Origin of the sequence: Nocardia ninae NBRC 108245 (assembly GCF_007990755.1) — a bacterium.
Lineage (GTDB): Bacteria > Actinomycetota > Actinomycetes > Mycobacteriales > Mycobacteriaceae > Nocardia > Nocardia ninae.
On sequence record NZ_BJXA01000101.1, the window covers coordinates 16,547 to 27,241 of the forward strand.

At 68.0% G+C, this 10,695-nt stretch carries 11 protein-coding genes; 8 read left to right on the forward strand and 3 right to left on the reverse strand.

Annotated features, from left to right (window positions below; translation table 11 throughout):
* The first annotated feature begins 126 nt into the window (after window positions 1-126).
* Window positions 127-1,239 carry an alkane 1-monooxygenase gene (locus NN4_RS39860; protein WP_147142302.1) on the forward strand — a complete coding sequence of 371 codons (1,113 nt, stop codon included), beginning with the start codon at window positions 127-129 and terminating at the stop codon, window positions 1,237-1,239.
* Between the two features lie 31 nt (window positions 1,240-1,270).
* Here NN4_RS39860 and NN4_RS39865 read toward each other — a convergent pair whose 3' ends face one another.
* Window positions 1,271-2,947: a fumarate hydratase gene (locus NN4_RS39865; protein ID WP_186818853.1), complete on the reverse strand. Its 1,677-nt coding sequence runs from the start codon at window positions 2,945-2,947 to the stop codon at window positions 1,271-1,273.
* 273 nt (window positions 2,948-3,220) lie between these two features.
* On the opposite strand from NN4_RS39865, the gene NN4_RS39870 reads away from it, so the two are divergent.
* Window positions 3,221-3,691, forward strand: a complete 471-nt coding sequence (locus NN4_RS39870; protein WP_107657739.1) for a MarR family winged helix-turn-helix transcriptional regulator — start codon at window positions 3,221-3,223, stop codon at window positions 3,689-3,691.
* A gap of 4 nt (window positions 3,692-3,695) precedes the next feature.
* On the opposite strand, the gene mftD is transcribed toward NN4_RS39870, so the two are convergent.
* Complete coding sequence (gene mftD, locus NN4_RS39875) at window positions 3,696-4,907, reverse strand: pre-mycofactocin synthase MftD (protein ID WP_147142308.1); 1,212 nt, start codon at window positions 4,905-4,907, stop codon at window positions 3,696-3,698.
* Entirely contained in the window at window positions 4,904-5,638 is a 735-nt protein-coding gene (mftE, locus tag NN4_RS39880; RefSeq protein ID WP_147142311.1) for a mycofactocin biosynthesis peptidyl-dipeptidase MftE, read from the reverse strand. Before mftE ends, mftD begins: the two co-directional genes overlap by 4 nt.
* 40 nt (window positions 5,639-5,678) lie before the next feature.
* On the opposite strand from mftE, the gene mftR reads away from it, so the two are divergent.
* The 6 genes from mftR to NN4_RS39910 form a co-directional block, all read left to right on the forward strand.
* Window positions 5,679-6,272, forward strand: a complete 594-nt coding sequence (gene mftR / locus NN4_RS39885; protein WP_147142314.1) for a mycofactocin system transcriptional regulator MftR — start codon at window positions 5,679-5,681, stop codon at window positions 6,270-6,272.
* 122 nt (window positions 6,273-6,394) lie between these two features.
* Window positions 6,395-7,297 (forward strand): STAS domain-containing protein, encoded by a 903-nt coding sequence (locus NN4_RS39890; RefSeq protein ID WP_107657743.1) that lies wholly within the window; start codon window positions 6,395-6,397, stop codon window positions 7,295-7,297.
* 14 nt (window positions 7,298-7,311) lie between these two features.
* Complete coding sequence (locus NN4_RS39895; RefSeq protein WP_107660644.1) at window positions 7,312-7,701, forward strand: STAS domain-containing protein; 390 nt, start codon at window positions 7,312-7,314, stop codon at window positions 7,699-7,701.
* A complete protein-coding gene (locus NN4_RS39900; RefSeq protein ID WP_107657744.1) occupies window positions 7,679-8,104 on the forward strand; it encodes an ATP-binding protein in 426 nt (141 codons plus the stop codon). The genes NN4_RS39895 and NN4_RS39900 overlap by 23 nt, the downstream gene beginning before the upstream one ends.
* Entirely contained in the window at window positions 8,097-8,732 is a 636-nt protein-coding gene (locus tag NN4_RS39905; protein ID WP_107657745.1) for a SpoIIE family protein phosphatase, read from the forward strand. Before NN4_RS39900 ends, NN4_RS39905 begins: the two co-directional genes overlap by 8 nt.
* Window positions 8,677-10,695 (forward strand): SpoIIE family protein phosphatase (locus tag NN4_RS39910; RefSeq protein WP_246181340.1); only part of this gene is annotated, 2,019 nt, incomplete at its 3' end. The genes NN4_RS39905 and NN4_RS39910, both read left to right, overlap by 56 nt.

Sequence of the window (10,695 nt, forward strand, 5' to 3'; positions counted from 1 at the left end):
AATCGCGCAGTGGATACTGAGCAGCCACAACAGATTACGGTTGCCCCTCGCCGGAATCTCTCTGAAAGAAGCAGGACGATCAGCCGCCGACAACCCCGAGGTCAGGACCGTAAGCGCCCACTGTGGATGCTCGGCCTGATCGCTCCCTCGTGTGCCTTACTGCCCTCGCAGCTCGTGCTGCACACCGGCGCGCCCGTGTTCTGGTGGATCGGCCCGGTGATCGTGTTGATCGCGATTCCGGTGCTGGACTGGGTCGTCGGCGAGGACGGTGCGAACCCGCGCGACGAGGATTACGAATTGCTCTCCGGCGACCGGTATTACCGCTGGTGCACCTACCTGTTCCTACCGATCCAGCTGTTCGGTCTGGGCATCGCGTGTTACCTGTGGGCGGGCGAGGAACTCACGATCGTCGACAAGCTCGGTCTGGCCGCGACGCTCGGCTTCGTCAGCGGGATCGGCATCAACGCCGCGCACGAGCTCGGCCACCGGGTCGAGCACCTGGAGCGCTGGCTGGCGAAAATCGCGCTCGCCCAGTCGGCTTACGGGCATTTCTTCGTCGAACACAACCGCGGCCACCACGTACGGGTCGCCACGCCCGAGGATCCGGCCAGCGCCCGACTCGGCGAGTCGCTGTGGGAGTTCCTGCCGCGCAGTGTGAGCGGCGGTTTCCGGTCGGCGATCCAGCTCGAGCGGGAGCGGCTCACGCGCAAGGACCGGGGCTGGTGGGACGTGGACAATCACATCCTGCAGGCGTGGGCGATGAGCGTGCTGCTGTTCGGCACGTTGGTCGCGCTGTTCGGCTGGCAGATCCTGCCCTGGCTGGCGCTGCAGGCCGTGATCGGCATCGGGCTGCTGGAGACGGTGAACTACGTCGAGCACTACGGCTTGTTGCGGGCCCGTCGCAGCGACGGCAAGTACGCCAGGTGCTCGCCGCGCGACAGCTGGAACAGCGACCGGCTGGTCACCAACATCTTCCTGTTCCATCTGCAGCGGCACAGCGACCACCACGCCAATCCGGGACGCCGGTACCAGACGCTGCGCAGCTCGGCGCACGCACCACAGCTCCCGGCCGGCTACGCGACCATGGTCCTGCTCGCCGCCGTCCCGCCGCTGTGGCGCCTCGTGATGGACCACCGGGTGCTCGCCCACTACGGCGGCGACATCACCCTCGCCAACGTCCAGCCGCCCAAGCAGGGCCGCCTGCGCGCCACCCTGGCCTACCGGCGCGCCACCGGTTGAGCGGGCGGACGTTCGCGACCGCCCGCCTTCGTCAGACCCGCTCGGCCGAGCGCGTGCGCACGCGCAGGGCGATGGGCTTCTGAGTTTCGGCGAAGAAGTCGTTGCCCTTGTCGTCGACGACGATGAAGGCGGGGAAGTCTTCGACCTCGATCTTCCAGACGGCTTCCATGCCGAGTTCGGGGTATTCGAGCACCTCGACGGACTTGATGCAGTCCAGTGCGAGACGGGCGGCGGGGCCGCCGATGGAGCCGAGGTAGAAGCCACCGTGCTCGTGGCACGCCTTGGTCACCTGGGCGGAGCGGTTGCCCTTGGCCAGCATGACGAAAGAGCCACCCGCGGCCTGGAATTGGTCGACGTAGGAGTCCATCCGGCCCGCGGTGGTCGGCCCGAACGAGCCGGACGCGTAACCCTCGGGAGTCTTCGCCGGGCCCGCGTAGTAGACGGCCATCTCGCGCAGGTACTCCGGCATCGGCTCACCCGCGTCGAGCCGTTCCTTGATCTTCGCGTGCGCGATGTCGCGGGCCACCACCAGCGGACCGGTCAGCGAAAGCCGGGTCTTCACCGGATATTTCGACAACTCGGCGCGGATCTCCGACATCGGCCGGTTCAGGTCGATCCGCACCACATCGCCGCCGAGAATCGACTCGGTCTGTTCCGGCAGGTAGTGCGCGGGCTCCCGCTCGAGCTGCTCGAGGAACACGCCTTCCGGGGTGATCTTGGCCAGCGCCTGCCGGTCCGCCGAGCAGGACACCGCGATGGCCACCGGACAGCTGGCGCCGTGCCTGGGCAGCCGGACGACGCGCACGTCGTGGCAGAAGTACTTACCGCCGAACTGCGCGCCGATGCCGAAGGATTGGGTGAGCTTGAACACCTCTTCCTCCAGCTCCAGATCCCGGAACCCGTGCGCGGCAAGCGATCCCTCGGTGGGCAGGTTGTCCAGATAGTGCGCCGAGGCGTATTTGGCTGTCTTCAGTGCGAATTCGGCGCTCGTACCGCCGATCACGACCGCCAGATGGTATGGCGGGCAGGCCGCGGTGCCGAGCGAGCGGATCTTCTCGTCCAGGAACTCCAGCATCCGCGTGGGGTTCAGCACGGCCTTGGTCTCCTGGTACAGGAACGACTTGTTCGCCGACCCGCCACCCTTGGCCATGAACAGGAACTTGTACATCGGGTGCGCGGGATCGCCTGGCGTGGAATACAACTCGATCTGCGCGGGCAGGTTGGTGCCGGTGTTCTTCTCGTCCCACATGGTGATCGGGGCGAGCTGCGAGTAGCGCAGGTTCAGCTTGGTGTAGGCGTCGAATACGCCGCGGCTGATCCATTCGGCGTCGTCGGCGCCGGTGAGCACGCCCTCGGACTTCTTGCCCATGACGATCGCGGTACCGGTGTCCTGGCACATCGGCAGGATGCCGCCTGCGGAGATGTTCACGTTCTTGAGCAGGTCCAGCGCGACGAAGCGGTCGTTGCCGCTGGACTCGGGGTCGTCGATGATCTTGCGCAGCTGGGCCAGGTGCGTCGGCCGCAGGTAGTGGCTGATGTCGTGCATCGCCTCGGCGGTCAGCAACCGCAGCGCCTCCGGCTCCACCTGCAGGAAGGTCCGGCCGTTGACCTCGAACGTGCTGACGCCCTCGGTGGTGAGCAACCGGTACGAGGTGTCGTCGGCGCCGATCGGCAACAGGTCTGAATAACGGAAGTCCGGCGCGGTCACGGGACGCACTCCTTCGGGCTGGGCCTTGGCTGTTGCTCAGCCGGGCTGGTCACAGGCACAGCGAGCGTATCCACCCCGCAACGTCACACGATGCTTAGGCAAGGCTTATCTCTAGCAGTTGCCACAAAAGGTTGCACGTTCAACCCCGGGGGTGCTACCTGTCGTCTCACACAAAACGATCGGACGTCCAAGCGTCCGTTCGCCGCAACAACCGTCGCGCGACGCACAACGACGCGCGACAATGTATGACACGCCAGAGTTTGGAGCGCTATCGTGACCGATCCCCATTGGCTCGATGACGTCGAAATGCGCGCCTGGGTGGGCTTTGTGCGCACCCGCGACCTCATCGCCGCGGCGGTCGGGCGGGACTCGACGCGGGAGTCGAACCTCACCTACGTCGAGTACTCGGTGCTCGCCTTCCTGAGCAAGTCCGCGGACCACCGCTGCACCTTCGCCGACCTGGCCGCGCAGCTGGAATGGTCGCAGAGCAGGCTCTCGCATCAGATCACCCGGATGGAGAAGCGCGGGCTGGTGGTCCGCGAGCCGATCCCCGACGACGCGCGCCGCACCGCGGCCCGGCTCACCCCGCGCGGAGCGGAGGTGCTGACCGGTGCGGCGCCGGCGCACGTGGTCAGCGTGCGCAAGCACATGATCGACGTGCTCGACCGGCAGCAACTGGCCGCGCTCGCCGACATCTACGACACGCTGCTCGCGCATCATCGGCAGCCGGCGAACGACAACTGATTACTCAGGCGGAGGTGGGCGCGGCCACTTCGCGCACCGACGCGACCGGCACGCCCAGCGCGCGCTCGAACCCGTCCGGCACCACCAGATCCCCGCGATCCAGTTCGGCGACACTGGTTTTGCGCAGACCGAGCAGCGCCGAGTCGATCCCGCCGCGCAGGATGTCCAGGACGTTCTCCACGCCCGCTTGGCCATTGGCGGCCAGGCCCCACAGGTACCCGCGCCCGATCATCACCGCGCGAGCGCCGAGCGCCACCGCCTTCACCACGTCGCTGCCGCGCCGGATACCGCCGTCGAGCACCACCTCGATCTGCGAGCCCACCGCGTCGGCCACCGCGGGCAGTGCCCGAATGGCGGCCGGGGTGCCGTCGAGGTTGTTGCCACCGTGGTTGGACACCGAGATCGCGGCGACGCCCGCGTCGACCGCACGCAGCGCGTCGTCGACCCGGATGACGCCCTTCAGCATCACCGGACCATCCCACTGCTCGCAAATCCATTGCACGTCAGCCCAATCCGGCGGCGGCGTGCCCATCCATTCGCCGTAGGCGCCGAAGAACCCCGGCGCGGGGCCGTCGCCGAGCACCATGTTCGGCGCGGTGAGATCCGGAATATGGCCGGCCTTCGCGTAGGCGGCGAGCCAGCGCGGCCGAGCCAGTGTCTGTGGCGCGAACTTCAGCATGGTGCGCAGATCGAGCTTCTCCGGTATCACCGGGCTGCCCCAGTCCCGGCCGTGCGAGAACGACCAGTCCAGGGTGAGGATCAGCCCCACCGCGCCTGCCGTCTTCGCCCGGTCCATCCGCTGCAGGATCTCGTCTTTGCTGCCGCACCAGTACATCTGGAAGAAGGTCGCCGGGTTGGCCGCGATCACCTCTTCGATCGGCTTGCTGGCGAAGGAGCTGAGCCCCATCGCGATGCCGCGCGCCGCCGCCGCGCGTGCGACGGCCACCTCGCCGTCCGGGTGCACCGCCTGCACACCGGTGGGCGAGATCATGACGGGCATCGAAAGCTGTTGGCCGAGAACGGTCGTCGACTGGTCGCGAGTACCTATCGGGCCCGCGACGTGCGGGGCGAAACCCAGTTCGGTGAACGCCTGCTGGTTGTCCTCGATGGTCTGGCCACGCTCGGATCCGGCGATCAGCGCGCCGTACACCGATTTCGGCAGTCTCTTCTTCGCACGCCGCTGCGCTTCGGCAACGGTTTCGAACCACGGGTTCATGGTCGGACGGTCCTTTCCAGGGCAGCTACCGGCCACCACAGCCGGGTTCGGTCGAACAGATCGGTGGTCAGGTGGTCGAGCAGGTTCGCGCCCTCGTCGGCGCTCGCGCCGGTCGGGTCGCCGAGCACGCCGTTGGCGCTGACCGAGCGGACTCCGGCGTCGCGCAGTAGCGGCATGAGCTGGGTGAGCGGGCGGACGTCGCCGGGTTCGGCGCGGTCCAGCCGCACTCGTTCCGGCGTAAGTGCCAGTTGCACAGCGGTTTCCGAGCGGCCCGCATGGAGATCACCCTGGTAGCGCGGAAGATACACGCGCACGTCACGGGATTCGCCGCGCAACAGGGCCTCCGCGCGCCGCAACGGTTCGAGGTTGCCGCCGTGCCAGTTGACCAGCAGGATGCGGTCGAAAGTGTCCGTCGCCGAACGGCACAGCTCGACGACGAGCAGTTCCAGCGCCGCCTGCCCGATGGACAGAGTGCCGGGGAAGCCTGCATGCTCACCACTCGCCCCGTACGGGATCGCCGGTGCGACAAGCACATCCGGTCGCAGCGCGGCGAGGCGGGCACACAGTGCCGCGGCGATGTCGGTATCGGTGGACAGCGGCAGATGCGGGCCGTGCTGTTCGGTCGCGCCGACCGGAACGGCGAGAATCGCGCCGACGGCGGCCCGCTCCCCCGCCTCGGGCCAGGTGAGATCGGCCGTCGCGCGACTGTGGTCCGCGACACTTTCCAACATATCCGGAGATTATCGTCAGCCACTGACATAATCAATACCCGTGACAGCCAGGACCACCCGCGGTCGCCCGCGCGGCACCACCAAACGCGAGCTCGAACTGATCGCCATGCGGCTGTTCACCGAGCAGGGCTTCGACGACACCACCGTCGAGCAGATCGCCGCCGCCGCGGGGATCAGCGGCCGCACCTTCTTCCGCTACTTTCCCACCAAGGCGGAGGTGCTCTGGTACCAGTTCGATGACGAAGTCGCCGCTCTGCGCACCGCGTTCGCCGCCGTGCCCGACGATGTTCCGATGATGACCGCGGTGCGCCGAGTTGTCGTGAACGCCAATCGGTATCGGGCCGAGGACGTGCCCGAGCTACGTACCCGCATGCAGCTGGTCGCCACCAACCCGGCCCTGGCCGCCACCGCGGGCGCGCACTACGACGCCTGGGAACGCGCGGTCAGCGACTTCGCCGCGCGCAGGCTGGGCGAACCGGGCAACGCGCTGATCCCGCTGGCGGTCGGCCGCACCACCCTGGCCGCCGCCCGCGCCGCCTTCGACGCCTGGCTGGCCCGCGCCGACGCGGATCTCACCGTTTACCTGGAGGCCGCGTTGAGTGGGCTGGAACGCGGTTTCGCCCCGCCACCGTGAATCACGTGCGAACAACCGGCAGGTTTCATCCGCAACTGGGTTGGGGTATGACTAGGCTCGGTGTCGGTCGCACGACCGAACGATCATCCCGACTCAAACCGTCGAAAGGGGCAGGAGTTTTCATGTCCGAGGTGTCCATGAGCCTTTCGGCGGATTCGCTGAGCGGACCGGTCGACAATCTGCTTCCGCAGTTGGTCGAGCATCTGCGTCAGAATCGCACCGCCCTGCGCGAAGAGTGGGCTCGGCGGATCACCGACGCCCAGCTCCTGACCGCGATGACCCCGGAGGAGATCTTCTCCGAGGCGACCTCCGTCTACGACAACTACGTCGAGGTGCTCGAGACCGGTAGCGTCGAGGCACTGCAGGCCTACGCCCGCGACCTGTCCGAGCGCATCATTCCGAGAGGAGTCGAGACCGACGAGGTCCTCGGCATCGTCCTCCTCCTCCGCGACGTGCTCGCCCGCTCGCTGTTCGAGAAGTACCAGGCGGACTTCCAGCTGCTCAACGCGGTGCTCGACGCCTACGAACCGGCCGCCAACCGCATCGCCAACACCGTGGGCGTCTCGTTCGTGCAGGAGCGCGAGCGCGTCATCCGTCAGCAGCAGGAAGCCATCCGCGAGCTGTCCACCCCGGTGCTCCAGGTGCGTGAACAGCTGCTCATCCTGCCGATCATCGGCGTGCTGGACAGCCAGCGCGCCCGTCAGCTCACCGAGCAGCTGCTGCGCGCGATCCGGGCCAACCGCGCCAAGGTCGTCGTCATCGACATCACCGGTGTCCCGCAGATCGACTCCACCGTGGCCAACCACCTGGTGCAGACCGTCGACGCGTCCGGCCTGATGGGCGCGAACGTGATCATCACCGGCCTGTCCTCGGAGATCGCGCTGACGCTGGTCACCATCGGCCTGGACCTGTCGAAGATGAATGCGGTCGGCGACCTCCAGGGTGGTATCGAGGAAGCGGAACGTCTGCTGGGCTACGAGGTTTCCCGAGTCGCCGAGCGGGTCACCGAACGCGACGGCCGCTAGATCGGGGCGGGCAGATGCCGGTACCGATTCTCAAACAGGGCACCTATCTCATCGCGTCGGTGCAGTCCGCGCTGACCGACGCCGACACCGAACGTCTACAAGACGACCTGATGAAACAGGTCAGCAAGTATCGAGCGCACGGCATCATCGTCGACGTCACCGCGATCGACATCATGGATTCCTTCGCCGCGAGATCGTTGCGTACCATCGCGCACATGACGCAGCTGCGCGGCGCCGAAACGGTGATCGTCGGGCTGCAGCCGGAAGTCGCCTTCGCCATGGTGCAACTCGGGCTCACGTTCGAGGACATGCACACCGCCCTCGACCTCGAAGAGGGCCTCGCCTGGCTCAACAAGAAGACGGCAAGCCCACGCCAGCGAGATGGTCGTGACAGTGGCCGCTGAGAACCTGGTGATCGCGGTCAGAGTGTCGGGCGACATCGTGATCGCACGTCAGGCCGGCCGCGAACTCGCAGCGAAGCTCGGATTCACACTGACAGACCGCACCATGATCTCCACGGCGATCTCCGAAATCGCCCGCAACATCACCAGTTACGCAGGCAGCGGCGAGATCCGGTTGCTGGTCGACGACCGGGAGGGCCGGCAGGCCCTGGTGGTACAGGCCGAGGACCAGGGGCCTGGCATCCTCGACATCCCCCGCGCGCTGGAGGACGGCTACTCGACCGGGCGTGGCCTGGGACTCGGTCTCCCCGGCGCGCGCAGGCTGATGGACCGGCTCATCGTCGACTCGGCGCCCGGCAAGGGCACGTTGGTGGAGATGTGGAAGTGGGTACCCAACGGTGCATGAAGACGGGTTCATCGGCCGAATCGAGTGGGCGGTGGCCGGTCGCGCGCTGCCCGGCCAACGCGTCTCCGGTGACCGCGGCCTCATCCTCGACACCGGCGGCGGCACCGTCCTTTTCGCCGTGCTGGATGGACTCGGGCACGGCGCCCCCGCGGCCGACGCCGCCGACCGCGCCGCGCAGGTGCTCTCCGAGAACCGCGCCGAACCGCTGGACGTGCTGATGGTGCTGTGTCATCGTGCCATGGCCGACACCCGCGGTGCCGCGGTCTCGCTCGCCCTGTTCGACCCTGGCGACACGGTGCGCTGGCTCGGCGTCGGCAATGTCGAATCCCGGGTACTGACAGTTACTCCCGCAGGACTCGCCAGTCGCGCGAACATCTTGCTCACCGCGGGAATCGTCGGCTACCGACTGCCGCAGAATCTGCAACCGCAGACCATTCATGTGCGCCCCGGCGATCTGCTGCTGATGTCCACCGACGGCATCGTCAGCGAATCCGCCGATGCGATCGATCTCTCGAAGTCCACCGCGGAGATCACCTCCGACATCCTGGCCAAGCACGCCAAGGACACCGACGATGCGTTGGTGCTCGCTGCCCGCCACCGCGGCTCGGCGCAAGGCCTGCCGTCATGAGGGGCCGCGCCATATGACAGCACTGGCCGACTTCCTCGACGAGTACGCGAAAGCCCTACGGCGGCACCTGGATTCACCGAGCCAGGGCACCCTGGCCGAGGGCTACGAGCTCGGCCGGCGAGCGTTGGTCGAGGGCATCAGCCTGCTCGATCTCAACGAAAACCACTTCCGCGTGGTGCAATCCGCCGAGCACGCGGCCGGCATCGGCGGCGGCGACTCGCGCCTGGCCGAGTCGGCGCTGGAGTTCCTGCTGCAAACCCTTGCCGCACTGGACATCGCGACCCGCGGCTACCTCGACGGGGTCGGCCGTTATGAGCAACAGCGTTCGCGCGCAGACGATCTCGCGGGCCGCGACGCCTTCCGCACCGCGTTGGTCGAGTCGCTGCAGGACGGTTTCTTCGTCGCCGATTCGCACGGCGCCATCGTCGAGGTGAACTCGGCGTTCGGCGCGCTGACCGGGTACGGCGCCGCCGATGTGCCGTTCGCGCTACCACATCCGTGGTCGATGCCGGACGGGCTGGTCCTTTCGAGCGACCTGCAAGCAGTCGCTACGGGCCGTTACCCCGATCTCGGTACCGAGGCACAGCGTTTCGTCATTCCGATCCGGCACCGCGACGGCCGCACCGTGTGGCTCGCGGTGAGCACCAGCGCGCTGATCAAGCCGGAGAACAACGAACGCATCTTCGTCGGTACCATCCGCGATGTCACCGCCGAGCACGACGCGCAGGCCCGCGATCAGGCGGCGTCCCGGCTGGCGACCGCGGTGGCCGCGGCGACGAGCGTGGTCGAGGTGCTCGCCGTCGGCCTCGACGAGGTGCGGCGCACGGTCGGCGCGCAGACCGCGGTGGTGGCGGTGTGGCCGAGCAGACACGTCGAGCCGGAGGTGTACGTCTCCGGCGCCGAGGGCGCGAACGGGCCGGAGAACGCCGAACTGGACGCGCGGGCGCGGGCCATGCTGGAGCGAGCCAGACGCAGACCCGGCCGCAGCCTGTTCGCGATCCCGGAGGGCACCGAGAGCTCCGAGGGCATCGTCGCCCCGCTCGGCGAAACCGGTGACGCCGCACTGTGGTTGCGGTTCGCCGCGCCGCGCGCGATCAGCGCCGCCGACTGGACGTTGTTCTCGCTGCTGATCGGTCACCTGAGCCTCGCGGTACAGCGGGCGCGCAACTTCGATCAGGCACGTTCGACCTCGCTGACACTGCAGCGGGCCATGCTCGGCCCGATCGAACTGCCGCCACGGTTCTCGGTGCATTACGAGCCCGCGCTGCCGCCGCTGGAGATCGGCGGCGACTGGTACGACGTGGTGCCGTTGCGCGACGGCACCATCGGCGTTGTGGTCGGTGACTGCGTGGGCCGTGGTTTGTCCGCCGCCGTGGTGATGGGTCAATTGCGTACGGCCGCAAGGGCATTGCTCTTGCGCGGAGCCGGTCCCGCACAGCTGCTCGCCGAGCTGGACACCGTCGCGGGACGGATCCCGGGGGCGATGTGCACGACCGTGTGCGCCGCCGTGCTCGATCCCGTGCGCGGGCTGGTCCGCTACAGCAGCGCGGGCCACATGCCGCCGATCCTGGCCGATGTCGAAGCGACCGGCCGGTTGCTGGAGGGCGGGCGCTCGGTTCCGCTGGCCACCTTCGATCCGCCGCGCCGGCCGGAGGCGACCACCGCGTTGACGCCAGGGTCGACGCTGGTGCTGTTCACCGACGGGCTCGTCGAACAGCGCGGCATCGACATCGACGACAGCTTCGCCAAGATCGCCGCCGTGCTCGCCGACACCTCGGCCAAACTGCCCAGGGAAGTGGCCGACGCGGTGCTCTCGCGCCTGCGGCCCGCCGCCGGGTACGACGACGACGTCGCCATGGTGGTCTATCGCCAGCCGCCCGCGCCGCTGCGCCTCGAGGTCCCCGCGCACCCGGATGAGCTTGCGGCACTGCGCCGTACGCTCAAGGCCTGGCTCGCCGCCGCC